Consider the following 23,966-nt stretch of genomic DNA (forward strand, 5'->3'; position numbering starts at 1 on the left):
ATGCCTAAAATTAATGTAGAAAAAATTCAAAGCCTAACAGGACACAAAGATTGCTTGTATGTTGTGGAACCTGCAAGCGAAAGCCACCTATTTTTTTCAGCTGGGGGTGATGGAATGGTTGCACTTTGGGATTTGAAAGATCCTGAATTGGGAACTATGGTAGCTAAAGTTCAAAATTCTGTTTATGCACTTCATTATTTGAAAGGTCAAAATCGATTGATTGTAGGTCATAATTATGAAGGGATCCATCTGGTGGATGTAGAGGAGAAACAAGAATTAAAATCTGCTAAAATCACAGAGAGCGCAATATTTGATATTAAAGTGGTGAAAAATATCATTTTAAGCGCTTGTGCAGACGGACAATTGATTTTGTCGGACTTGAAGGATTTGACCACTATAGCAAAGTTAAAACTAAGTGATAAAAGTGCTCGAGCCATTGCAGTTCATCCAGATGGAAATCAAATAGCAGTTGGCTTTAGCGATAATACGATTAAAATACTATCAACTTCAGATTGGCGTTTGAAAAAAGAGATTAATGCTCATGATAATTCCGTATTTACCTTGCAGTATTCATTTGATGGGAAAATTTTGCTGAGTTCTGGTCGAGATGCTCATTTGAAGATTTGGGATGTAGAAGCTGACTATCTTTTAGTAGAAACGATAGTAGCTCATATGTATGCCATTAATAATATCTGTTTTAGACCTGATGGGAGATACTTTGCCACTTGTAGTATGGATAAAAGTATAAAGATTTGGGATGCTACTACATTTCGTCTTTTAAAAGTGATAGATAAAGCTCGACATGCAGGTCACGCCACTTCCGTTAATAAATTGCTTTGGACTGACCATAAAGATCAATTAGTTAGTGCAAGTGACGATCATACTTTGTCTATTTGGGATATTGACATAAATAAATAAAAAATATCGCTGTATATTTATATCTTGAAAAAGTGAAAAACTTTTCTTAGCATTTAGACAAATCACAGTTGGATGCGTTATTTAATAAAACAATAGTAGAGCAATATGAAGATTACTCCTTTAGAAATACGACAAAAAGAATTCGAAAAAGGCTTTAGGGGCTACGATAAAGATGATGTCAAAGCATTCTTAGCTTCGCTTTCCCAGGAGTGGGAACGTGAGATGGATATGCAAAAGGAGTTAAAATTAAAACTGGAAGGTGCTGAAAAAGAAGTTGAAAAGCTTCGTCAAGTAGAAAGCTCGCTTTATAAAACCTTAAAGACAGCAGAAGACACCGGAGCCAATGTAATTACCCAAGCCAACAGAACAGCCGAATTGCATCTGAAAGAAACGCAAATGAAAGCCGACAAACTATTATCTGATGCACAGCAGAGAGCAAAAGATATCGTGGAAGATGCGAATCAGAAAGCTCAGACAATACTCGAAGAAATGGAAGATGAGCTGAAAGAAGTAGCAGAGGGATTCAAAATGTTGGAAAACCATAGAGATAATGTTGCTGAGGAGCTTAAAAATTTGAGTACTGGCTTGAACGACAAAGTGAAAAAAATTGAGGACCGCATGCAGCATGTGGATATTGAAACTCATCTTAAAAGAGCAAGAAAGGCAGTAAAGAAAATCCAGAATGCTGATGGATATGAGTTGGAGGAAATTAAATCCAAACCGATAAAGCAGGAAGAGGCAAAAGTACCTAAAGCTGAAGCTCCAGCAAAGAAAGAAGATCCGGCTAAAAGTAAAAAAGAGAAAAAGCAGGATGGTGGAGAGGATACTTCTTTCTTTGATGAAATAACTGGAGATTAAGTACTAATCAATTTCAATTAGCATTTTATGAAAGGAAAAGTAGCATTGTCTGGAATGGCCTTTTATGGTTATCACGGTTATTATGTGGAGGAGAATAAATTGGGTAATCATTATACAGTTGACTTGGTAGTGGAAACCGAATTTAAACGTATGGATGATAGCTTAGAAAGTACCTTGAATTACGAAACGCTCTATAAAATCACTGCTGAAGTGATGCATAAACCCCTCAAATTATTAGAGACCCTTGCTTTCCACATTGGGAAGAAAATTTTAATCGAAAATAAATCTGCTACTAAAGTAATGGTGCGCGTAAATAAGCAACAACCACCAATCGGAGCAATTTGTGATAAGGCTTATGTGGAATTAGAGGTGGATAGGGAAGATATTTATTAACAGAGTTTCATTTTCGTTTTCCTACGGAATTAGATTAGAACGTCCCCGACCTACGGGTACAGGGCTGGCTATCCCTTTGAAGAAAGGGGTCTTGTTTTATTGAAACAAGGTTTCAATAACCTTAAGTAGCTATAATCTTCTGAAGTCTCACAAGTAGTTGTACAATAACCATCTGCCATATATCATTAAATATTTTAGCCAAAGGTTAAAAATCTATAAGTCCCTTTCTTCAAAGGGATGACACACGGAAGAAGTTTCATATCAAAAATAAATAATTCAGCTCATGATATTATTTCCGGATGGATTAATTGAAGTCTAAATATAGAATTGATAGAGTGGCAAAAACAATATATAGTCGAAAGAAACAAGCTGACCATATTTAATCCCTTAATTTAGTCACCAATTCATTTAGCGATACATAAACTCCTGACATTATTACCATGTTTTTAGCTGCAAATAAACCTTGTTGAGACCATGTGCCATAAGTAAATCGAAAATAATTACTTAAATATTTATTCCATTCAAACCTTAGGCCAATAATAGGCGAGAATTCTAGCTCAGTTGGGTTGGAATAGGTAATCATCTGGTTAGAATTATTGATATCATAATTTAGCATATAGCTTAATTGCCCTCCAGCTTCAGCATAAAATCTTCCCCAAAACTTATAGTCCAAAAATAGAGCTAAATCAAGATAATTTAAAGTGAAAATAAAATCTACATTGCCATATTGAGGAAGTGGGATATTTTCAAATTTCCAGCCTTTTTGATTAAAAAGAATCTCTCCATTTATTGAAAAGGATTTATAAGAAAGTAGTTTTCGCCCTAAACCTACGTGAAATCCATATTTTTCTCCTATAAACATACCTTGTGCTACCTCAGTAGTATAGTTGGCAATGCTTAAACCAGATTTTATGTAAATTTCATTTTCTGTCTGAATTTGACCAAAGGCATTAAAGCCAATGAGGAATACTAAGACAATGATGATTTGACGCATGGGTTGATTTTGGTTTTAGTATAATGGAAATATTTCATATTCGGGTTTTCAATACTTGCTTAGCACTATGGAATAGGGGTATCTATTAAAATTGCTTTTTTGGGCTGACTCCTTATCCATGAATTCCAGTATAGTCTCGTTGCCGTCAAAAAAGACTTCAATATTGTGAGCTTTAGCAGCAAAAGGGGCTTTTCTTAAATCATCTATATCCTCAAAATCTGCTACGAACCACATTGATCTTTCATCGTAGATATGATACTCCAATGTTCCCGCTGTTTTGAGTGGTTCTATGTAGATATCACCACCACAAATAGACTCAGAGGTGGTTTTATGGTATCCGCAATTATCAAAATAAATCGTACCAGCGTCAAATATAGTCGAATCAGCGCCTTGACTGGAAATATAATTTAGCTGGGCTATCTCATAATTACCTGATAATTGATCAAGGAAATCATTGTAATATTTCTTTTTGCTGTTGCAGGAGCAAATCATAAGGAAGAGTAGAAGTGCAATTGATATTTTTTTTAAAAACATAATGCTTGTTTTGGTTCTAATTGCTTGAAACAATTTCAATACTAAAAAAAAGAAAAATTATCAAATAACCAAGAAGGTAGTTGGTTGAACTGTAGGATTCCTCTCTTATCTATATTGAAATTTGCCTTTTTGTTGAATTTACTGCTATTTCACAGTCGGAAAGATTGAACAGAATAAATTGCTATGGAAACGACAAAAAAATACAATCCCGAAACTTATAAAACTCCCACAGGAACCAAGCTAAATTGTAAGGGTTGGGTGCAAGAAGCTGCTCTTCGTATGTTGCTGAATAATCTTGACCCAGAAGTGGCCGAAAAACCGGAAGAATTGATTGTGTACGGAGGCAGGGGTAAGGCTGCAAGGAATTTCGAATCTCTGGATTTAATCATCAAGGCTTTGAAGGATTTAGAAGAGGACGAAACCTTAATTGTACAATCCGGCAAACCAGTTGGTATTTTACAGACTCATAAAGATGCCCCTAAAGTATTGATTTCCAATTCACAGCTTGTGCCGAATTGGGCAAATTGGAAGCATTTTGATGAATTGGAGAAGAAAGGCCTGATGATGTACGGTCAGATGACCGCTGGTAGCTGGATATACATTGGCTCTCAAGGAATTGTGCAAGGAACTTATGAGACTTTTTCAGCTATAGCGAACAAAGATTTTGACGGAAGTTTGAAAGGCACCTTGACAGTTACTGCTGGATTAGGTGGGATGGGAGGAGCTCAACCGTTGGCTGTTACCATGAACGATGGAGTCTGTTTGGTTGCAGAAGTTGAGCAGTGGAGAATTGATAAAAGGCTATCTACAAAATATCTAGATGAATCAATTCAGGATATGGATGCTGCAATAGACAGAGCTTTAGAAGCAAAAAAGAATCAGGAAAGAGTTTCTATTGGGATTCCTTTTAATGCTGTTCACCTCCTAGAGCGATTGAAAGAAAGAAATGTGATCCCAGATATTTTAACTGATCAAACCTCAGCCCATGATCCATTGATTGGCTATGTGCCCCATCAAATTAGTTTAGAAGAATCAAATGTATTGCGCGAAGAGAATCCTGAACGCTACGAAGAGTTATCTTATGAATCCATGTATCGACATGTGGAGCTGATGCTAGAACTGCAGAAATTGGGAGCGGTCACTTTCGATTATGGCAATAACTTAAGAGCAAGAGCACAAGAAAAAGGCTTAAAAAATGCATTTGATTTCCCTGGCTTTGTACCGGCTTACATCCGCCCATTATTTTGCGAAGGTAAAGGACCATTCCGTTGGGCAGCACTTTCTGGTGACCCAGCTGATATAGCAGAAACTGATAGCGTAATAAAAGAATTATTCCCGGAAAATGAATCTCTAATGCGATGGATGGATATGGCGCAAGAAAGAATTGCCTTTCAAGGATTGCCTTCAAGAATATGCTGGCTCGGCCAAGGAGAAAGAGAAAAAGCAGGATTGGCCTTTAATAAATTAGTAAAAGAAGGAAAAGTGAAAGCGCCTATTGTGATTGGAAGAGATCATTTAGATACAGGGTCTGTGGCATCACCTAATAGAGAGACAGAAGCGATGCTGGATGGTTCTGATGCTGTAGCAGACTGGCCATTGTTGAATGCCTTAGTGAACACTGCAGGAGGCGCTAGCTGGGTGTCATTACATCATGGAGGTGGAGTTGGAATGGGCTATTCAATTCATGCGGGTATGGTGATCGTTGCTGATGGCACCAATGATGCTGAGAAGAGATTGAAGCGAGTTTTAAGAAATGATCCTGGAATGGGTGTCATTAGACATGCTGATGCAGGATATGATATAGCGGAGGATACAGCTAGAAAACATAAATTAGATATTAAAGAAAGATTGAAGTAGTATTATTGATGAGTTTTAATCCTGTTAGGTTGCTGCAACCTGACAGGATTGTACGCTAATTCCCCTAGTGCATTTCTCTTTGCCTCATGGGCATAGCGTCAATTGTATTGAAAAGTGTCTGATTAGAAATCGGAGAGTCCTGTCTCAATTTAACGCCACCATCTTTTCCTATTAATAGATTTTGATAGCTGATTCCTACACTGATTTTCAAATCCTGTACAATTTGATCAAACTCTAATTGATGTACAGTTGAGGAATTCCAGACGGTTACTTTTTGATCCTTGAGAATAATTACCTTCAAATCTCTTTCATCATATTCTTTTCTAGCTTGTGTGATGTTGGCTAGTTGATCCTCTTGCATAGATTGATCATCGCTATATATTATTAGCAATCGATTATTCCATCGAAAATCGTCAAGGCTTTCTATTTGGGCTTTGGAGCAGCTCATCTCGAAAATGATTAAGGTAAAAAGTAGTAGGCACCTCATTTCATTATAACTGACTGATGCCAAGGATGTTTATGCAAATTTAAATGAACCTAATGACATCAGGCTGTTTTAGTCTTTATGGAGATAAACTTATTCCAAAGGAACAGCTGTAGTATCCGTGATCTTTTTCATTACAAAAGAGCTCTGAATATTAGCTAGGTTTTCATTGGTAGATAGTTTATTCACTATGAAATCCTGAAAGGCATTCATATCCTTCACTAAAATCTTCAGATGGTAATCATATTGGCCTGCTAGGTGGTAACATTCCGTAACTTCAGGTATTTTAGCAACATGAGCTTCAAATTGTGCTAGCTTATCTTTGGTATGTTTTTCCAATCGTAACATACATAGCGCCATTAAACCTTTACCGGTTTTATCAGCATCAATAAGGGCCACATATTGCCCAATCACAGCTGTTTTTTCGAGTCTTTTTACCCTTTCATAAACAGGGGTTATGGTCAAATCAAGCTGTGCGGCCAGCTCCTTATTGGTTATCCGAGCATTCTTTTGCAATAGCTTAATGATTTGTAAATCGATGGCGTCTAATCGTATAGTAGAATTATTTTCCATTTGAGGATTTTTATTAGGCTCGTAAAAGATTTAATTTCTTAATATCTTAAAAATATAGGTTTATTTTCTTAAATATATACATTTCAAGAATTATTTTCTAATTTTATAAAAAACAAAAGAAATTATGAGCGAGCATTCTTTTTCACCCGAAAGTCAAATGATGTCCTTCGGCTATAAGCCGGAATTATCAGAGGGAGCCATCAAATGTCCTATTTTTCAAACTTCAACTTTTGCTTTTAAGAAGGCGGAAGATGGTAAAGCCTTTTTTGAAGTAGCTTATGGGAAAAGGGAAAAGACTGATGAGGAAGAATTAGGCTTGATATATAGTCGCTTAAATAATCCAAACCTTCAAATTACAGAAGATCGCCTATGTTTGTGGGACAAAGCAGAAGATGCCGCCATTTTTGAAAGTGGTATGGGGGCTATTAGCAGTATGCTAATGGAATTCTTAAATCCCGGAGATGTATTACTTCATTCTGTACCTGTTTACGGTGGAACCGATCATTTCATTAATCATGTTTTACCAAAATGGGGAATTCAATCCATAGGAGTGAACCCCTATCAGGATAAAGCTGAAGTGATCAAAGAACTTGAAGTCAGCGGGTTAAAAGATAAAATCCGTTTCATCTATTTGGAAACTCCTGCAAATCCTACTAATGCTCTCGTAGATATAGGTATGTTCCGTGAAATTGCAAATGAGTTACAGTCAACAGATACACTGATTTATATTGGTGTTGATAACACTTATATGGGCCCAGTATGGCAGCATCCTTTGCAATTAGGTGCTGATTTGGTTATTTATTCCGCTACCAAGTATATTGGCGGACATAGTGATTTAGTGGCCGGTGCTTGTCTGGGGGCCGCTGATTTGATTAAGAGAGTGAAAGGCTTTAGAACTTTTATGGGAAATATGGCTGGACCGCATACCGGTTGGTTGCTCATGAGAAGTTTGGAAACGCTAAAAATCCGTATGGAAAAGCAGGCTGCGAATGCAGAAAAAGTAGCACATTTCTTAAATGATCATCCCAAAGTTGAAAAAGTATACTATTTAGGCAATCTGAAGCCAGAAGATGGTCGTCAGTACGAAATATTTAAAAAGCAATGTAGTTCTAATGGAGCTATGCTAGCTTTCGATATCAAGGGAGGTGAAAAGGAAGCCTTTAAATTCTTAAACAGCACTAAGCTGATCAAATTAGCTGTGAGTTTAGGAAGTACGGAGTCCTTAGCTGAGCATCCAGCTACCATGACGCATTCAGACGTCAATGAAGAATTAAGAAATAAAATTTCTATCACTTCTAAGCTGGTTAGAATTTCAGTGGGAGTGGAGGATGCCAAAGATCTTATTTGGGACATTGAGCAAGCCTTAGCAGCGGTTTGATTTTTTGGTACGCAAGAGTCTAGTGGCTGAAAGCTAGACCCTTGCTTATGTTATTTAGAAATGATACTATGCATCTATCCAGCGCATGATGGTCAGTAGTCAACACTTCCCTCATCATATGCCTAATCTTTTTAAAAGATTTAACTTTCGATTTATTTTTTATAAATAATCCCTTACCTTTGCGCGCTTATTTAGGAAACGGCTTAAAATTAATTAGTTAAGACTAAAGCCATTAATAAGCAAATGAAGCAATATTTTAAATTATTTGACCTTTCTCAAAAAGTAGATTACAAAACAGAAGTGCTGTCTGGTGTTACTGTTGCAATGGCTTTAATTCCAGAAGCAGTCGCTTTTGCTTTTATGGCTGGCTTATCTCCTTTAACGGGTTTGTATGCTGCTTTTGTGATGGGATTAGTGACAGCCATTTTTGGTGGACGTCCCGGTATGATTTCAGGTGCAACAGGTGCAATAGCAGTTGTTATTGTGGCCTTGGCTCAGAAATTTGGCATTGAATATGTACTTGCCGCAGTAATTTTATCCGGCTTAATTCAAGTGCTTGCTGGATTTTTCAAGCTAGGGAAATTTATGCGCTTAGTTCCACATCCTGTAATTTTTGGATTTGTAAATGGATTGGCTTTTATCATTTTCAGTTCTCAACTCAAGCAATTTCAAGATGATAATGACAACTGGTTGACAGGTGAGCCTTTGTATATCTTATTGGCATTAGTATTAGGTACCATGTTAATTGTTTGGGGTCTGCCTAAGATTACCAAAGCAGTCCCCTCTTCATTAGTAGCTATTCTAGTGGTTTTTGGAGTTGTAGTATATTTCGGGATAGATACGAAGACCGTTGGAGATGTTGCTTCTATTAAAGGAGGCTTTCCGCCATTCCACATTCCAAATATTCCTTTAAAGTGGGAGACTTTGATGATTATCCTTCCTTATTCAGCTATTATGGCAGCAGTAGGTTTGATTGAAAGTCTTTTGACGCTTAATATTATTGATGAAATAACAGAAACCAGAGGTAGAGGTAATAAAGAAGCAGTAGCGCAAGGAGCAGCTAATATAGTGTCAGGTTTATTTTCTGGGATGGGTGGCTGTGCTATGCTAGGACAAAGCTTGATTAATATTTCTAATGGCGCAAGAGCTAGATTATCAGGTATTGTAGCGGCCGTAATGTTATTGGTGTTTATCATGTTTGGTTCTTCTTACATAGAATTGGTGCCAATGGCAGCATTGACTGGTTTGATGATCATGGTGGCCATCGGAACATTCGAATGGGCGAGTTTGAAAACGCTGAATAAAATGCCTAAGTCTGATATTTTGGTCATGGTCTTGGTGACTTTGGTAACCATAATACTACATAATTTAGCCCTGGCAGTAATAGTGGGTGTCATAATAGCCGCCTTGGTTTTTGCCTGGGATAACGCAAAAAGAATTCGAGCTAGAAAAAGTGTTGATGATGATGGAGTTAAGCACTACGAGATTTATGGTCCTTTATTTTTCGGTTCAGTGGCAGCATTCAATGAGAAATTTGATATCATGAACGACCCTGAGGAAGTGATCATCGATTTTAGGGAAAGTAGGGTAGTGGATATGTCTGCGATCGAGGCCTTGAATAAGATCACAGAACGCTATATGAAAGTAGGTAAAAAAGTACATTTAAAGCATTTAAGTCCTGATTGTAGAAAGCTTTTACAGAATGCAGATAAAATAATTGACGTAAATGTAATAGAAGACCCTAATTATAAATTAGCGGTTGATAAAGTTTAGTTTTTAGTTTTTCATAGTGAGTAGTTTGGTTTAGGTTAGAAAGCTGGGGGTAGTGTCCCGGCTTTTCTTTTTCTAGGGAGGAAGTTAATTAAGCAAATGATCATCCGCGACCGTTCTGAATAGCCTCTATTAATGGAATCTTTGATCTCAGCTTAATTATTCAGAAACAGTATTCTCATTATATTTCAAGTCCTTTATTTCTAATCGTAACCAGGTCCAATCCCGATTCTCTAGTTTCCAGGTTGCGCTCATGCTTGATGGCACCTTTATTCCTTCAAAGGTTTTGTATCGGTCCACTTTTAGAATCCATTCGAAGCGTCTGGAATTCTCTTCATTATCTCTAAAGCGAAAAGTTGCGAACTTGACAAAATCGCCTGCTGAATTAAAATAGAAAGTTCCGCTAGCATTGGTTCCTTTATAATCCATAGTGGCTAAGGCAGTAGTGTCGTTGATTTTTTCCCAAGTGATGTACTCGCTAAGAGCCAATGATGGAAACCACACCATTTCGCCTAAATATCTTTGCATTGTACCTTCATCTAGCTTCTTGCCTTCTTCATTTACCACATTGAATAGTGAATTGAGTTTAATTAACATTTCACCTTTTCCGTTCTTAAATTGGTCTCGACCTTGAAAGTTTAGAAGAGCATTCATTTTCACATCTACTATCCATATAAATCCGGGGGTGTCAATTGTTGAGTATTGCACAGCCTTGGCATCCATCCAATCTTCCTGTTCAGGTTTCATTTTCATTTTAGCTTCCTGAATCACTTTCCCTTTTGTGATAAAAGGCTTTCCTACAGCTCCCGAATTTTGCAACCATGTTTTTACTGGTATGGGTAAAGCTTCTATTTCATTTGGAGTAACAATTTTGGCCTTTGAGGGCTGATTTTGGTTTAAAAGACTAGCACTTTCGCGGGTGGTCATCTTATGAAAATGAAACTGGCCATAGGATAGGATGCAAACTATCAGGATCAATACATTGGGAAGTGTTCCAAACTTGGCATCGTTCCAGAACAGCATGATCAGAATTTGAGAAAGGACTAAAGCTATACAACCAACAAGCCATGCATATTGAGTTGATAATAGGAAGGTAATCCCATAAAGCAGAAGGAGAAAACTTGCTAATAGCCATAAGATGGCAAGTAGTTTTGAAATGGGTAGTGATAATTCCTTCACTTCATATATTCCAACGCCTTTTAGAAATCCAAGTATATGTAGCAGGCCGTGGATAAAGACAATAATCAAAAATGCTATTCTCATTTTCTTACAGTTGCTTTTCGCTAATTCATAATTAAATAAGAGAATAACAAGTTACTGATAAATGCAAAAAGAGAAGTGATTTAATCTGCAAAATTTGCGAAAAACACTTTAAGATCCTGCAAAAGGAGAGCCAAAATTCCCCACAGCTAATTCTGCCCAAGTCAGGAGGAAAGTCAATAAGATTGCTCCACAGAGTGTTTTTCTGGCCTTTAGACTTTTTACTGCTCTTAATACCAGTTCGCAAACTACCGCAGTCCTCAATAATAAATAATAGTCCCAAATCACTCTTTTTTATGTATTAGTTTTATTCTGCACCGCACTATTGTAAACCGCAGCTCTTCAAGGGTAAAATAATAGGTATTGAGAAATATTAAGCCTCCAGCTTTATTTAGATTATTTCATACAGAATTCAATCGGTTTTTATGGAGTTAACGATTTTCCTGTGTTTCGATTGGGCTCTAATATCTGTGATATTTCAACTAAGGTTTCGAATAATGCTATTGCAAGATAGTTAGATATTTTTTTAGAAGCAGTTTAGGTACAAGCCATCCTATTGGTAATAACGAGATAATTTTAACCATTTTACTCAGATTGTTTTAAAGAAGATAAATATACGTACTAATCAGTCCTTCTGATCGTTAGCTGTGTTTCACAGCATATTATGGCTTGTCGAACGCATGTCTGTCAAGCGAATGCTTACTAGTTGAAGAAGTTGATTTTGGGAATAAAGCTCCCATTTTTACCTCATCAGTTATTTACACACTTAAGACCAACAAGTAGAATGAAGAAAATACTAGGTGTAGCGCTTCTAGCTATCATGATTTCGTGTAGTACAGAAAAAAAGCAGGAGCAGCTTGCAGGCATTCAATTAACCATCTCTTCCTCTATTGATCAAGAAGACCCCTTAAATCAAGAGGTCATCAGTACGCTGAAGAAGTTCTTACAAACAAAGAATGATTCCTTCAAGGAGAATGAGTATTGGTTGGCGGAAGACTTTGATACCTTCTGGTTCCCCTTTCAGGATATTTATAAAATTGAACATAAAGGCAGTGCACTATATTTTTATCAGCCGTCTTTAATGGAAATTGTCAATACTGAGGAGGAAGATAAGAAGTTATTGAAGCTGGCTTTTATAGGGCATAATGATACCACAAAAGAAAATACTCTCAAGAGCATTTATAATATTGTGGCCAACAAAACGGATACGGGCATAGTGCTAAGTAATCCACTCCATTACTTCACCCGAGACTGGGAGAAAATTTATAAAGGCAGCATAGAATATGTTGTCTCACCGGATAGAGAGTTCAATGAAGAGGAGGCTGAAAGGCAGCTTGAAGATGTGGCTAAAATTTGTGATTTCTTTAGTACCGATCCTATGCCGATTACTTATTATTCTTGCGTGGGTCTTGAAGAACTATTTCAAATCAAAGGCTTTGACTACAATCCGATTATGTATTGGGAAGGAGGAGGTGGCTTAGCTGCAAATCTCAATATTGTTTTTTCAGGGAATAGATCCGAGCTCTACACCCATGAAATTATGCATCTTTACACCAGTGCCTGGTATCCTTCTAACATTGATCTGATTGATGAAGGATTGGCCACCTATGTTGGGGGAAGTAGAGTCTATTCTTACACATGGCATAAAAAAAACTTAAGAAGTCATATAGAAGAGTATCCTGAGATTGATTTTTCCTCACATTTAGAGCCTTACGAACGATTCTTTGCAGGCGAAACCTCTATTCCGTATATGGTTGGTGCTTTGGTATGTGAAAGAACCTACCGTTTATATGGAAAAGCAAAACTCTTAGACCTACTAGATGGAGCCGCTGATGTTTGGGAGCTTTTGGGTACTGTGGGATTGACGCAAGAAAATTTTGATGCAGAACTAAAAAAGGAATTGCTATTAGCTCCGACTTTATGCATGTAACTGAAGCAGCAAAAGGGACAGCTTGCTTAAGTTCAAGCGTTTGCTTGGATTTTTCTTCTGTTTGGAATATAATCGTTTTTCTATTGTCTTAGCTGTTGTTCTTCTGGTAGGAAGAAATTTATAATCCGGATAGCAATTGAAGTTCGTTGTGCTTGGTCAAGTGTTGGTCAAGCCTTATAGAAAATAGAGCTTAGACTAGCCTAGATGTAACAAGAGTTACCATTTCTTTCAGCTACTAATGTTAAATTTAGACAGTATTAAAGCTAAAAGTCATGAAGGCCTTATTTTTCTATATCACCATAGTTTTTTTCCTCCCCATCATGTCCTGTAGTTCAGGAAATGATGAAATTACCCCCGAAGAAGTTGTTTTTATCAGAACGATTGACACCCTTCCCTTGGAACCGCTCAGCGAGGATGAGCAGCTATCCCTTTTATTTATGAGAGAAGAAGAAAAGTTGGCTAGGGATGTATATGATTTTCTTTACAGCAGATGGTCAGCACAAATATTTGATAATATTTCATCGAGTGAGCAAACCCATATGGATGCTATTTTAGCGCTACTCAATAGATACGACCTGGAAGACCCGGTAGAAGGGCAAGAGTCAGGAGCTTTTGTGAACTCCGACATTCAGCAATTATATGATGATTTAACGCAACTCGGAGAAGAGAGTAGTATAGATGCTTTAAAAGTAGGTGCTGCAATAGAGGAAATCGATATTATAGACCTGAAGAATGCTCTTGATTCTTTTGTTGATAATCAAGATATCGAGTGGGTGTATGATAACTTAAGATCGGGCTCTGAAAATCACCTTAGATCCTTTGTGAAGAACTTGGCCATGCAAGGAGTGACTTACCAGCCACAGTATTTAACGCAAGAAGAATTTGATGCCATTATCAATTCATAAATTGGAGGAAAGAGGATTAAAAAAAGTAATTAAATACTACCATGAAAAAAGAAGTAGTCTATTTAGGAATAATTCTTGCAACATCTCTCTTTTCTTTAGGATGTCAGGATACAAGAAAAAAGGACGCAAGTAAGTCGAGTAACGAGACCTTCATGCCTTCTTCCATTACTTCTGACTCCGCAGCAAATTTATTAGCCGTCAATTGTTATGTCTGCCATGGTCGAAACAGCAGTTCACATGAAGACTTGCTTGCTCCGCCACTGGCGGGTATAAAAAAACGTTATATGAATGCCACCGGGAATCGGGAAGTGTTTATAGAACGCATGACTACTTTCGCTTTTAACCCTACTAAAGATGCTGCTATGATGAAAGGGCCTATTAAAAGATTTGGCTTAATGCCCAAGACTGCCTTAAAACAATCTCAGATTGAAGCAATAGTCACCTATATCTACAATAATGAAATTCCTGCCCCAAGCTGGTTTGGAGCGCATGAAAAACAAATGCACAAAGGGCAGCAATAAAAATTATCAAAGGTTCAAGTATTTCTTAGGTTTATTGACGACTGCACTATAAGTTTTAGACAGAATTTTCGATGAATTGTATCTTTTGAATGTCTAAAGTGTTAATTTTTCACCTATATTAGTAGTTCAACTATACAATAAAAACCTACAAGCCTACCTATTGACGGTTTTCTGTTTTGAGAAGTGTTAGAGTAGTTATAATTGAATTAATGGCAATGAAGTTGTCTGTATTTTGATATTTGGGATAAAATGACAACTTTTATGTTATTATCTAATTTTTGTGTTTCATACAGAAAAAACCACCGCACAAACAGGATATTTGGTTTTTGTCAACGCTAAAACCCAACGCTGAAAAACCAAAAGAGCTGTTTTTTCCTAAGCTCGAAAAATATACAATCTGAATACTTGCCTTAAAAAATTTTATTTATATTTGACACATACTGTCAAGTTATAAATTTCAAATGGAAACAATCGGACAAATATTAAGGAACAAAAGACAAGAGTTAGGACTGCTTTTAAGACAAGTTTCTGCTTATGTCGATATTGACCAAGCAATATTGAGTAAAATTGAAAGAAACGAGCGAAAACCAACGAAGGAAATGTTGGGAAGGCTTGCGGAAATTTTAAAACTCGATAGAGATGAATTATTGATTCAATTTATAAGTGACAAAATCGCTTACGAAATTGTAAATGAAGATTGTGCAAACAAAGCTTTAAAAGTGGCAGAAAGAAAAATAAAATATTTAAAATCTCATCCCGTAATAAATTAACTATGCGAACATTAACAACTGATATTGAAAACGCAAGCGTAGTTGAAGAACCACAATTAGCTGTAAAATTCAACTCAAAAGTTGAATTACAAAAAGAAGAAGAAGAGGGCAAATCAACTTTAAATATGCTCTCTTTATTTTCAGGCTGTGGAGGAATGGACTTAGGTTTTGAGGGCGATTTTTCTGTCTTAAAATCTTCTGTAAACGATATTTTAAATCCTGATTTTATAGAAAAGGAACTTGACAATAATTTCATAAAACTTAAAAAAACTCGATTCAAAACAGTTTTTGCAAACGACATTTTAAAAGATGCAAGAAATGCTTGGGTACACTATTTTTCTAAAAGAGGACACGATATAGAAGATTATCAAACCGACAGTATAGTTGATTTAGTAAAACTGCATCAAAGCGGTACTAAAGTATTTCCTGAAAATATTGACATCGTTACAGGAGGTTTCCCTTGCCAAGATTTTAGTATTGCAGGAAAAAGAAACGGCTTCAATTCTAATAAAAACCATAAAGGTGAACTAAATACTGAAACTTGTGCCACAGAAGAAACCCGTGGAAAGCTTTATATGTGGATGAAGCAAGTGATAGAAATTACTCAACCTAAAATTTTCATTGCAGAAAATGTAAAAGGCTTGGTAAACCTCTCAAACCTAAAAGACATTATTCAAAGTGATTTTTCATCTACAGGAGATAATGGATATCTAGTTTTAAAGCCAAGAGTTTTACACGCAGCTGATTATGGAGTTCCGCAATCAAGGGAAAGGGTTTTCTTTATTGGAATCAAGAAATCTGCCTTAAAAAAATCCGCACTAGATGAATTGGAAAAGGAAATTATATCAGATAAATACAATCCTTATCCAAAACCAACTCACGCTTATACAACGGATGGCGCTGATTTAAATCGCCACGTAGATTTAAAAGAGCTTTTTGCAAATATAGAAGAGCCAGAAAAATCTAAAGATTTATCCCAAAAATTTTACTCCAAAGCAAAGTTTATGGGTAAACATTGTCAAGGACAAATAGAAATTAAGCCTGATGGTATTAGCCCTACAATTAGAGCCGAACATCACGGAAATATTGAGTTCAGACGATTATCAAAGAAAAATGGAGGAATATTAACCGAAGAACTTTCAAAAGGATTAAAAGAGAGACGTTTAACGCCAAGAGAGTGTGGTTTAATCCAGACTTTTCCGCCCGATTATGAATTTGTAATTGAGAACAAACAAGGTCGTAAAGGTTCATATTTGGTAAGTCCTTCAAAAGCATATAAAATAATTGGAAATGCAGTTCCGCCTCTTCTCGCTTACAATTTGGCAAAACGAGTTGAAAGTGTTTGGGATTTATATTTTAAAAAATAATGGTAGTATCAGTAAATTCAGAACCGCATAAAAACGAGTTCAACACTTTGCTCAATTCAACAATTATTGAATTAAATGCACACGCAATAAAATCACCTGAAAAGATTGAACAATTAAAAGGTAATAAACTTGAACCATATGTTGGAGATGTAATGACTGAATTAGCAGTCGGAACTGCTTTTGAAAATTCAATAGAAGTTATTGGTGGACAAAAGTTCCCTGACATCGTAGCAAATAAATTTTACGGAATAGAAGTAAAAACTACTACTCAAAATCATTGGAAAACAACAGGAAATAGTGTTTTAGAATCCACAAGAGTTGAGGATGTTGAACGAATATTTATGCTATTTGGGAAACTCGGCAAACCGATTGAATTCAAATGCAGAGCATATGAAGAATGTTTGTCAGAAGTTGTTGTAACTCATTCGCCAAGATATTTAATAGATATGAACTTGGAAAAAGGCAAAACAATATTTGATAAAATAAATACGCCTTACGACACTTTGCGACAAAAGGATAATCCGATTAAACCAATTACTGATTATTATAAAAGCAAACTGAAACCCGGACAAGATTTGTGGTGGATTCAAGACACCGAACAAGCAAGTAATCTTGTCATTAACATTTGGAACAATCTAAACCAAAAAGAAAAGCAAGAAATAAAAAATAGAGCAATGGTATATTTTCCCGAGGTTTTCAGTAATCGAGGAGACAAGTTTTCTCGACTTGCCATTTGGTTAGTTACAAGGGAGTCTATTGTATGCCCAAATATTAGAGATTTATTTACTGCAGGTGGAAAGGACAATCACCTTATCAAAGGTAAAACGTACAAAAATATTCCAAGAATCTATATCAAACTTTTTGAGAATATAAACTCGGTTTTAGAGATTTTGATTAACACTTCTGCTATTGAATTATCAGAATATTGGAACGAGAAAACGAGCGAAAAGAAAAAAATTATGGATTGGATTGACTTGGTATCAATGAACTCAAAAACTGTTCAAGGTGCAAGGCATTTGGATTTAAAACAGATGTTGAACGAATTAATATTGTGATGGAAAAGCCAACGCTAAAAGCCATACACATTTGCAATTCTCACCAGCCGACACATAAGCCAAAAATTGCCAAAGAGTATGTCTTTGCCAACGCTGACAGAAGGATGAAAAAATAAAGTACGAAAACACAACAATGTAAATAAAAAATAGGCGAAATAGTACTGAAATCATGGATTTTCGCTCGTATCAAACTCATTGTTTTACCGAAAGTTTGGTGCTTCATAACCGCCTACTTTTCATATACTAAACGTTGGGCATTAATTCAACTCTGGCATCATCTTTGGAAACGAACCGGTGTATGAAAAAATTCAGAACCTGCTCACTTCTTCTGTTTTTACTCAATTCTGCAATATTATCGCATGCACAATCAATTGATTGGCATAAATTAGAATCTGAGGCAAGTAATTTAATAACACAAAATCATGGTGTTGGAACATCGGTAATCGTAGTAAATAAGGATAGTGTTCTATTTTACAAAGGATTAGGAAATGCTAGTCTCGAAAGCAAGTATCCAGTTACGGATTCTACTTTATTTGTTTTGGGGTCTATCACTAAAACATTTACTGCTCTTGGCATTTTAAAGCTTGTAGAAGAAGGCAAATTAGAACTAGAGGATGAAGTGAGGAAACTAGCTCCAGAATTACCTTTTGTAAACGAATGGGAGGATGAATATCCGTTAAAGGTTTATCACTTATTGGAGCATACTTCAGGTTTTGATGAGCTCCATTTTAAAGATAGAAGTATTCCAGTCAGAAATGATGAGTTTCCATTATTGCATGGTCTAGAGATTGTTAAAAACTCATTAAAAACTCGCTGGAAGCCAGGAACACAATACGCATACTCCAACGTAGGTTATTTAGCAGCAGGTTATTTAATAGAAAAAGTTTCAGGAAGAGGTTACAATGACTTTATAAGTCAGGAGGTACTAAAACCATTGAGAATGACAAATTCTTCCATACGCCTAAAAGACGTCAATCAACAGCTTCTTGCTAAATCTTATTCTTACTCTAATAAAGAATTGCCCTTCAAACATATTTTTACTAGACCTACAGGTTCATTAATAAGCTCCTCCAGAGACATGGGGTCCTTTTTAATGATGCTTTTGAATAAAGGTGAGCCATTTTTAGATCAAAGTGAATTTAAAGAATTTGAAAAGCACCATAGCATTGAAGCCTTTGCTAAAACGGAAAATGGCTACAGACTTGGTGTTTATCCACGATTTCGAGAGGGTAGAAAATGGCTAGTGCATGGTGGCTCAATTAATAAATACAACTCTGAATTTGAATATTGCCACGAACTCGGATTGGGGATTTTTGTTGTTTCAAACGGGCCTAATGCTACAAAAACTGTGGACGGTGTCATTAATGCCTTTCATAACTTAGTTCCAAAAACTGCTCAGAAACCAATGAAATCAAAACAAATAAATATAGAGGCTAACCTAACGGCATTAGAAGGATATTATATTTTGACAAGTCCTCGGAACCAATTGCTTTATCCTTTTACCGAACTATTTACAGAAGGAATTTTTGTTGATTACGATAGCGGGAATATCTTGATGTCTAGTCAGAAAGGCTGGGAATCAAGAATGAGTCAAACAGGACTGAACAGTTTCTCTCCCAACGGAATTGACAATGAATACCAATACATATTTAATGCATCCAATGATCAATTGTACACTTCATTAGGATTTTCTTATAAGAAGGTTCCTTACTTCTTTATATTATTTCTAGGCTTCATTTTGATTATTTCATTTGTAATTATCTGCTCATCGCAAATTTCACTTTTAGTTCATCTAATAATTATAATCAAAAAGAAACAGATTGATTTCAGCCCACAGTTGATCTTTGAAATTGGCTCATCGCTTTTTCTACTTGGTGTTATTTTCTATCTCATTATGGGGACAATAGAAAAAATTCATGAGCCACAAATGTTAACTATATTGCTAGCTCTTTGCACCATCCTATTTCCAATTTTCACAGTTCTCGGTATAGCTCTGTCCTTTAAAAGGAGATTTCAAAACTCAATAGACAAAATTTGGACGATAAGCCTAGCAAGTTCAATGACAATAATGAGCTATTATCTAATATATTGGGGTTTCTTTGGATTTTCTGTTTGGCTACATTAAAATATGGATGACACCACATCACTACCATATAGCTTATGGTGAGTGAAACGGTGAAGGAAAATTTAGTACATTTAAGTAAATTTAATGCGGGTAGATAAGTAAGTACTCCGAAAACCGCCACAAAACCATATTCTTAACGTTTCCACTAGTTAAAAAACTACACCATTACTAAAATTCTATTCATAGTGCCCCCAAATGTACATCTACTAGATGTGAATGGTCCTGCTCATATTTTTTATGAAGCTAGAGAATTTGGGGCAAATGTTGATTTACATTTTGTGTCAATGAGTGATAAATCAGAAATTGAAAGTAGTGCAGGTTTATTTTTTTCTAAATTGACAGATTTCGACAGTTTCGAATTATCGAAAAATGATTTTGTCATTGTTCCTGGTTTAGAATTTGAACTTCTCTCTGATAACACCTTTTTAAAAGAAAGTAAGCCCTTTTTTGATTGGTTGCATTTGCAATACAAAAATGGCGTAAATATTTGTTCAATATGCACTGGGACATTTTTATTAGCGGAATCTGGAATTTTGAATGGCAAAGAATGCACTACACATTGGAGATATACATCAAAATTGGCAAATAAATTTCCTGAAATAAATATACAGAAAGACAGATTATTTGTAGCTAAGGATAATTTATATACTAGTGCAGGCGTATCTTCAGGCATTGATTTAGCGCTTTACATTGTAGAAAACTTATTTGGTTCGAAGCTTTCATCAGATATTGCCAAGGAAGCAGTCATATATTTCAGACGAAGTGAAGCTGACTCTCAACTCAATATTTTTCTGCAATACAGAAATCATTTGGATTCACGAATTCATAATGCACAAGATTATATGATAAAGCATATATGTACAGCATTTACGATACAAGATATTGCAGAAAAGGTAAATATGAGTATGCGAAACCTTACCAGACTTTTTAAGAAAACTACAGGAGTGACAATTGGTACTTATTTAGAGAAACTTAAAGTTGATAGAGCTTTACAGTTACTATCCGAAAAAAATAAAGTCGATACAGTGGCTAAATTGTGTGGATATAAAAATTCGAATCAATTAAGAACTCTCCTTAAAAAGCATAAAAGCGTTCTGCCTACAGATACTTCCTCCTTAAAGTAGAATTTGTCCTTATACGGTGTATGTTTGTCCTTTAATCATACAATGCTAATTTCTACTTTTGTTCTACAAAAAACAGAAACGTATATGAAATTCCAGCTCTTAATTCTCCTTCTAAGCACAATTGCAATTACTGGATACAGTCAACAAAAAAATAAATCAATTACTCCAAGCTCTTGGATCGGAAAAATAAAAATGGGAGATGCAAATCCAGAACTAGTATTTAATATTTTCAGGGATAGTTTAGGACAACTCGCTGGGCATGTTGGCATTCCTAGTAAAGGAATTCAAGGGATTCCTTTAAGTAAGGTTTATATCAACCAAGATTCAATCTTTTTAGAAATATCTGCTGCTCAGGCAAGTTTCAAGGGGATTTTTGAAAATAATAGAAATACTATTAATGGTATGTGGACAGAACCACAAAATACCACGGCTCTTATACTTGAACCTTTAACCAAAGAAATTGACTATGATAATTTTAAAAAGGAAAACACTTCATCTTTAAATCTAGCCCTAACCAATCCACATTTTAATTTTTATTCAGAAGAAGAAGATAAAAATGTGTTGGAAGACTTATCAAAAACATTAGAAAGCAATTATTTGCGTATAACCAAGGATATGCAGACTAGTTTTATTTCAAAAATTGATGTTTTTATTTATCCAGATCTAAAAACATTCCACATTGCAATAAACTTTCCCAATACACCCGACTGGGTGGTTGGAGCTGCAAGTAAAAATGAGTTGAAAATGGTAAGCCCTTTAAACCCGGGAAGTGAACACTCTTACGAATCGCTTATGAAAGCAATTGTTCACGAACTTGCTCACACCATTGTACTAAATTTCAGAAAACAAGGACTTGTAGGTTTGCCAAATTGGTTAAATGAAGGTTATGCCTATTATGAAGCCAAACAAATAAACGAAGCGCAACGAGAGCTGGTACATAAACAACTTCTTCAAAATAGAATCCCTTCCTGGGACGAATTAGAAAAGGCTAATACTGTCCAATTTGGAGATATTAACGGATATCCTACTTCAGCAACAATTATTGAATATCTCGTAGAATCTTACGGTCTTGCCAAGTTGAAGCAATTTATAATGGAACCAGAAAGCGTTGAAAAAATATACTATACGTCTAAAGAAGATTTGGAGGATTTATGGTTGAATGATTTAAAACGCAATTAGAAGTCAAAGAAACTAATGGCAACATTGTGTATATTTCATGGGGCAGTTTAGCTTGTAATACAAGCTGTTTCTCTATATCTCGCTTAAGAACTACCGGAAAAAAAGTGCTTAAAAAAAGCACCACGATATATACACTTAGCGTTGATTTAGTAAAAAATAAGTCTCCTTGCTTAGATCCCCATAAACTTCTGCCCCTCAACCCCGCATTTCTTCCAGGCTTTTCCCCTATATTTGCAGCACTACAAACGACTATAAAAAATGAAAATATATACCAAAGGCGGAGACAAAGGTAAAACTTCTTTATTGGGTGGTTCACGGGTTTCTAAGGCACATTTGCGTATTGATGCATATGGCAATGTAGATGAGCTGAATTCTTGGATGGGCGTTTTGCGTGACTATAAAGAAAATGTGTCAAGAAATCTCTTGTTTATTGAAATTCAGGATAGACTTTTTACCATTGGCTCACAATTAGCGAAAGAGCCGGGCGAAAGTAAATTTCCCATTCCCGATATTGCTGAATCGGATGTGGAACGACTGGAAGCAACAATCGATGAAATGAATGAAAATTTACCCCCTATGAAAAATTTTATTTTGCCGGGCGGTCATCAGTTAGTTTCCTTTACACATGTAGCGCGTACGGTTTGCCGAAGAGCTGAAAGGGGAGTAGTGGCTTTGAAAGAACATGAAGAAGTCAATGATTTGATTATCACTTATTTAAATCGCTTGTCCGACTATTTATTCATGCTCTCACGTAAGTTAACAAAGGAATTGGATGCTAATGAAGTCCCTTGGATACCAAAAAAGTAATTGGAAATCTCCTCTTTTTTTTGTACTTTCGTGGAATTTTAAACTAAACCGACCATCATGTTAGATACTCTAGATATTTCTATACAGAAAGTGCCAAGTTCCCGCATCAATGAGGTGGATTTTGACAATATCCCGTTTGGGAAAGTTTACTCTGACCATATGTTTATTGCAGATTATGAAGATGGGCAGTGGAGTGATTTAAGAATTGTACCTTATGCTAACCTCTCAATGGCACCGGCTTCTAGTGTGATTCATTATGGTCAGTCTGTTTTTGAAGGCTTGAAAGCTTATAAGAATAATGATGGTGAAGCGGTAGTTTTTCGTCCGGATGCTAATGCTAAGCGATTGAATAGGTCTGCAGAAAGAATGTGCATCCCAGAAGTTCCAGAAGAGCTTTTTATGCAAGCCATGACAGAGCTCTTGAAAGTAGATAAAGATTGGATTCCCAATAAAGAAAATACAGCGCTTTATATTCGTCCTTATGTTTTCGCTATGGATGATTATATTGGTATTAAGCCATCAGAAAAATATAGGTTTATGATTATTACTTGCCCGGTTGGTGCTTATTATAGCGAGCCTGTCAAAGTGAAAATCGAAACAGAATTTACCAGAGCAGCAAAAGGTGGAACGGGTTATGCGAAAGCTGCGGGAAATTATGCAGGCTCTTTATATCCTGCCAAATTGGCCCAAAAGCAGGGTTACCACCAATTGGTGTGGACTGATGCTACTGAGCATAAATACATTGAAGAGTCCGGAACCATGAATATTATGTTTGTGATCAATGATACTTTGATTACGCCTGAGGCAAGCTCCACTATATTAAAAGGAATCACTAGAGATTCTGTTTTAACACTAGCTAGAGATTGGGGTATGAAAGTAGAGGAAAGGAAAATTAGCATTACTGAAGTAATTGAAGCGGCCAAAAATGGTACTTTGCAAGATGCTTTTGGAGCTGGCACAGCTGCCACTATTGCTCATATTAAGCTTATTGGGCATGAAGGGGTAGATTACACACTTCCTCCAATTGAGCAAAGAGCATTTTCTAACAAAGTTTTAAAAGCAATGGATGCTATAAAACTAGGCGAAGCAGAAGATAAATTCGATTGGATATATAAGTTTTAACTTATATAATAAAATATTGAATTTGCCGTACGATAAATGATT

22 protein-coding genes are annotated in these 23,966 nt (G+C 36.0%); 17 read left to right on the forward strand and 5 right to left on the reverse strand.

The window, feature by feature from the left end; translation table 11 throughout:
- The 3 genes from B9Y84_RS00830 (at position 1) to folB (ending at position 2,169) form a co-directional block, all read left to right on the forward strand.
- On the forward strand, positions 1 to 918 hold the full coding sequence (locus B9Y84_RS00830; protein WP_085515196.1) for a WD40 repeat domain-containing protein: 918 nt from the start codon (positions 1 to 3) through the stop codon (positions 916 to 918).
- Between the two features lie 105 nt (positions 919 to 1,023).
- A complete protein-coding gene (locus B9Y84_RS00835) occupies positions 1,024 to 1,776 on the forward strand; it encodes a DivIVA domain-containing protein (protein ID WP_085515197.1) in 753 nt (250 codons plus the stop codon).
- A gap of 27 nt (positions 1,777 to 1,803) precedes the next feature.
- The gene (folB, locus tag B9Y84_RS00840; protein ID WP_085515198.1) at positions 1,804 to 2,169 is read left to right on the forward strand and encodes a dihydroneopterin aldolase; all 366 of its coding nucleotides are present in this window, start codon (positions 1,804 to 1,806) and stop codon (positions 2,167 to 2,169) included.
- Positions 2,170 to 2,548: 379 nt separating this feature from the next.
- On the opposite strand, the gene B9Y84_RS00845 is transcribed toward folB, so the two are convergent.
- Positions 2,549 to 3,163 (reverse strand): porin family protein, encoded by a 615-nt coding sequence (locus tag B9Y84_RS00845; RefSeq protein ID WP_085515199.1) that lies wholly within the window; start codon positions 3,161 to 3,163, stop codon positions 2,549 to 2,551.
- Between the two features lie 48 nt (positions 3,164 to 3,211).
- Positions 3,212 to 3,697, reverse strand: a complete 486-nt coding sequence (locus B9Y84_RS00850) for a hypothetical protein (protein WP_139827907.1) — start codon at positions 3,695 to 3,697, stop codon at positions 3,212 to 3,214.
- Between the two features lie 183 nt (positions 3,698 to 3,880).
- Between B9Y84_RS00850 and hutU the strand changes: the two genes are divergently transcribed.
- Positions 3,881 to 5,554: a urocanate hydratase gene (hutU, locus tag B9Y84_RS00855; RefSeq protein WP_085515201.1), complete on the forward strand. Its 1,674-nt coding sequence runs from the start codon at positions 3,881 to 3,883 to the stop codon at positions 5,552 to 5,554.
- 64 nt (positions 5,555 to 5,618) lie between these two features.
- Here the strand turns inward: hutU and B9Y84_RS00860 are convergent, their stop codons facing one another.
- Both B9Y84_RS00860 and B9Y84_RS00865 read right to left on the reverse strand, forming a co-directional pair.
- On the reverse strand, positions 5,619 to 6,002 hold the full coding sequence (locus B9Y84_RS00860) for a DUF4174 domain-containing protein (RefSeq protein WP_176223673.1): 384 nt from the start codon (positions 6,000 to 6,002) through the stop codon (positions 5,619 to 5,621).
- Between the two features lie 129 nt (positions 6,003 to 6,131).
- Positions 6,132 to 6,611 carry an Lrp/AsnC family transcriptional regulator gene (locus B9Y84_RS00865; protein WP_085515203.1) on the reverse strand — a complete coding sequence of 160 codons (480 nt, stop codon included), beginning with the start codon at positions 6,609 to 6,611 and terminating at the stop codon, positions 6,132 to 6,134.
- 124 nt (positions 6,612 to 6,735) lie between these two features.
- Here B9Y84_RS00865 and B9Y84_RS00870 point away from each other — a divergent pair, with 124 nt between their 5' ends.
- Both B9Y84_RS00870 and B9Y84_RS00875 read left to right on the forward strand, forming a co-directional pair.
- A complete protein-coding gene (locus tag B9Y84_RS00870; RefSeq protein ID WP_085515204.1) occupies positions 6,736 to 7,989 on the forward strand; it encodes a cystathionine gamma-synthase family protein in 1,254 nt (417 codons plus the stop codon).
- Between the two features lie 243 nt (positions 7,990 to 8,232).
- Positions 8,233 to 9,762, forward strand: a complete 1,530-nt coding sequence (locus tag B9Y84_RS00875) for a SulP family inorganic anion transporter (protein ID WP_085515205.1) — start codon at positions 8,233 to 8,235, stop codon at positions 9,760 to 9,762.
- 156 nt (positions 9,763 to 9,918) lie between these two features.
- Here the strand turns inward: B9Y84_RS00875 and B9Y84_RS00880 are convergent, their stop codons facing one another.
- A complete protein-coding gene (locus B9Y84_RS00880; RefSeq protein ID WP_085515206.1) occupies positions 9,919 to 11,022 on the reverse strand; it encodes a DUF6544 family protein in 1,104 nt (367 codons plus the stop codon).
- Positions 11,023 to 11,803: 781 nt separating this feature from the next.
- Here B9Y84_RS00880 and B9Y84_RS00885 point away from each other — a divergent pair.
- The 11 genes from B9Y84_RS00885 to B9Y84_RS00935 all read left to right on the forward strand — a co-directional run bounded on the left by B9Y84_RS00885 (position 11,804) and on the right by B9Y84_RS00935 (position 23,924).
- Positions 11,804 to 12,949 (forward strand): hypothetical protein, encoded by a 1,146-nt coding sequence (locus B9Y84_RS00885; protein ID WP_085515207.1) that lies wholly within the window; start codon positions 11,804 to 11,806, stop codon positions 12,947 to 12,949.
- Between the two features lie 272 nt (positions 12,950 to 13,221).
- Positions 13,222 to 13,854 carry a DUF2202 domain-containing protein gene (locus B9Y84_RS00890; protein ID WP_221406397.1) on the forward strand — a complete coding sequence of 211 codons (633 nt, stop codon included), beginning with the start codon at positions 13,222 to 13,224 and terminating at the stop codon, positions 13,852 to 13,854.
- A gap of 41 nt (positions 13,855 to 13,895) precedes the next feature.
- Complete coding sequence (locus B9Y84_RS00895) at positions 13,896 to 14,375, forward strand: c-type cytochrome (protein ID WP_085515209.1); 480 nt, start codon at positions 13,896 to 13,898, stop codon at positions 14,373 to 14,375.
- A gap of 461 nt (positions 14,376 to 14,836) precedes the next feature.
- Complete coding sequence (locus B9Y84_RS00900) at positions 14,837 to 15,145, forward strand: helix-turn-helix domain-containing protein (RefSeq protein ID WP_085515210.1); 309 nt, start codon at positions 14,837 to 14,839, stop codon at positions 15,143 to 15,145.
- A 2-nt stretch (positions 15,146 to 15,147) separates the two neighbouring features.
- Entirely contained in the window at positions 15,148 to 16,512 is a 1,365-nt protein-coding gene (locus B9Y84_RS00905; protein ID WP_085515211.1) for a DNA cytosine methyltransferase, read from the forward strand.
- Positions 16,512 to 17,567 carry a hypothetical protein gene (locus B9Y84_RS00910; protein WP_221406398.1) on the forward strand — a complete coding sequence of 352 codons (1,056 nt, stop codon included), beginning with the start codon at positions 16,512 to 16,514 and terminating at the stop codon, positions 17,565 to 17,567. Before B9Y84_RS00905 ends, B9Y84_RS00910 begins: the two co-directional genes overlap by 1 nt.
- 298 nt (positions 17,568 to 17,865) lie before the next feature.
- Complete coding sequence (locus tag B9Y84_RS00915; protein ID WP_085515212.1) at positions 17,866 to 19,692, forward strand: serine hydrolase domain-containing protein; 1,827 nt, start codon at positions 17,866 to 17,868, stop codon at positions 19,690 to 19,692.
- Positions 19,693 to 19,874: 182 nt separating this feature from the next.
- Entirely contained in the window at positions 19,875 to 20,816 is a 942-nt protein-coding gene (locus tag B9Y84_RS00920; protein ID WP_262494116.1) for a GlxA family transcriptional regulator, read from the forward strand.
- 84 nt (positions 20,817 to 20,900) lie between these two features.
- The gene (locus tag B9Y84_RS00925) at positions 20,901 to 21,995 is read left to right on the forward strand and encodes a peptidase MA family metallohydrolase (RefSeq protein ID WP_176223674.1); all 1,095 of its coding nucleotides are present in this window, start codon (positions 20,901 to 20,903) and stop codon (positions 21,993 to 21,995) included.
- A 258-nt stretch (positions 21,996 to 22,253) separates the two neighbouring features.
- A complete protein-coding gene (locus B9Y84_RS00930) occupies positions 22,254 to 22,802 on the forward strand; it encodes a cob(I)yrinic acid a,c-diamide adenosyltransferase (protein WP_085515215.1) in 549 nt (182 codons plus the stop codon).
- Between the two features lie 57 nt (positions 22,803 to 22,859).
- A complete protein-coding gene (locus tag B9Y84_RS00935) occupies positions 22,860 to 23,924 on the forward strand; it encodes a branched-chain amino acid aminotransferase (protein WP_085515216.1) in 1,065 nt (354 codons plus the stop codon).
- Positions 23,925 to 23,966 lie beyond the last annotated feature (42 nt).

It is taken from the genome of Marivirga sericea, assembly GCF_900177665.1.
In the GTDB taxonomy this organism is placed as follows: Bacteria; Bacteroidota; Bacteroidia; order Cytophagales; family Cyclobacteriaceae; genus Marivirga; species Marivirga sericea.

Excerpts from the sequence above, each read along its gene's own strand:
- B9Y84_RS00925 (WP_176223674.1), top strand. The coding sequence starts at position 20,901 with ATGAAATTCCAGCTCTTAATTCTCCTTCTAAGCACAATTGCAATTACT.
- B9Y84_RS00845 (WP_085515199.1), bottom strand. The coding sequence starts at position 3,163 with ATGCGTCAAATCATCATTGTCTTAGTATTCCTCATTGGCTTTAATGCC.
- B9Y84_RS00895 (WP_085515209.1), top strand. The coding sequence starts at position 13,896 with ATGAAAAAAGAAGTAGTCTATTTAGGAATAATTCTTGCAACATCTCTC.
- B9Y84_RS00935 (WP_085515216.1), top strand. The coding sequence starts at position 22,860 with ATGTTAGATACTCTAGATATTTCTATACAGAAAGTGCCAAGTTCCCGC.
- B9Y84_RS00860 (WP_176223673.1), bottom strand. The coding sequence starts at position 6,002 with ATGAGCTGCTCCAAAGCCCAAATAGAAAGCCTTGACGATTTTCGATGG.
- B9Y84_RS00865 (WP_085515203.1), bottom strand. The coding sequence starts at position 6,611 with ATGGAAAATAATTCTACTATACGATTAGACGCCATCGATTTACAAATC.
- folB (WP_085515198.1), top strand. The coding sequence starts at position 1,804 with ATGAAAGGAAAAGTAGCATTGTCTGGAATGGCCTTTTATGGTTATCAC.
- B9Y84_RS00835 (WP_085515197.1), top strand. The coding sequence starts at position 1,024 with ATGAAGATTACTCCTTTAGAAATACGACAAAAAGAATTCGAAAAAGGC.
- B9Y84_RS00900 (WP_085515210.1), top strand. The coding sequence starts at position 14,837 with ATGGAAACAATCGGACAAATATTAAGGAACAAAAGACAAGAGTTAGGA.
- B9Y84_RS00850 (WP_139827907.1), bottom strand. The coding sequence starts at position 3,697 with ATGTTTTTAAAAAAAATATCAATTGCACTTCTACTCTTCCTTATGATT.
- hutU (WP_085515201.1), top strand. The coding sequence starts at position 3,881 with ATGGAAACGACAAAAAAATACAATCCCGAAACTTATAAAACTCCCACA.
- B9Y84_RS00885 (WP_085515207.1), top strand. The coding sequence starts at position 11,804 with ATGAAGAAAATACTAGGTGTAGCGCTTCTAGCTATCATGATTTCGTGT.
- B9Y84_RS00880 (WP_085515206.1), bottom strand. The coding sequence starts at position 11,022 with ATGAGAATAGCATTTTTGATTATTGTCTTTATCCACGGCCTGCTACAT.
- B9Y84_RS00890 (WP_221406397.1), top strand. The coding sequence starts at position 13,222 with ATGAAGGCCTTATTTTTCTATATCACCATAGTTTTTTTCCTCCCCATC.
- B9Y84_RS00830 (WP_085515196.1), top strand. The coding sequence starts at position 1 with ATGCCTAAAATTAATGTAGAAAAAATTCAAAGCCTAACAGGACACAAA.
- B9Y84_RS00905 (WP_085515211.1), top strand. The coding sequence starts at position 15,148 with ATGCGAACATTAACAACTGATATTGAAAACGCAAGCGTAGTTGAAGAA.
- B9Y84_RS00930 (WP_085515215.1), top strand. The coding sequence starts at position 22,254 with ATGAAAATATATACCAAAGGCGGAGACAAAGGTAAAACTTCTTTATTG.
- B9Y84_RS00915 (WP_085515212.1), top strand. The coding sequence starts at position 17,866 with ATGAAAAAATTCAGAACCTGCTCACTTCTTCTGTTTTTACTCAATTCT.
- B9Y84_RS00875 (WP_085515205.1), top strand. The coding sequence starts at position 8,233 with ATGAAGCAATATTTTAAATTATTTGACCTTTCTCAAAAAGTAGATTAC.
- B9Y84_RS00910 (WP_221406398.1), top strand. The coding sequence starts at position 16,512 with ATGGTAGTATCAGTAAATTCAGAACCGCATAAAAACGAGTTCAACACT.
- B9Y84_RS00870 (WP_085515204.1), top strand. The coding sequence starts at position 6,736 with ATGAGCGAGCATTCTTTTTCACCCGAAAGTCAAATGATGTCCTTCGGC.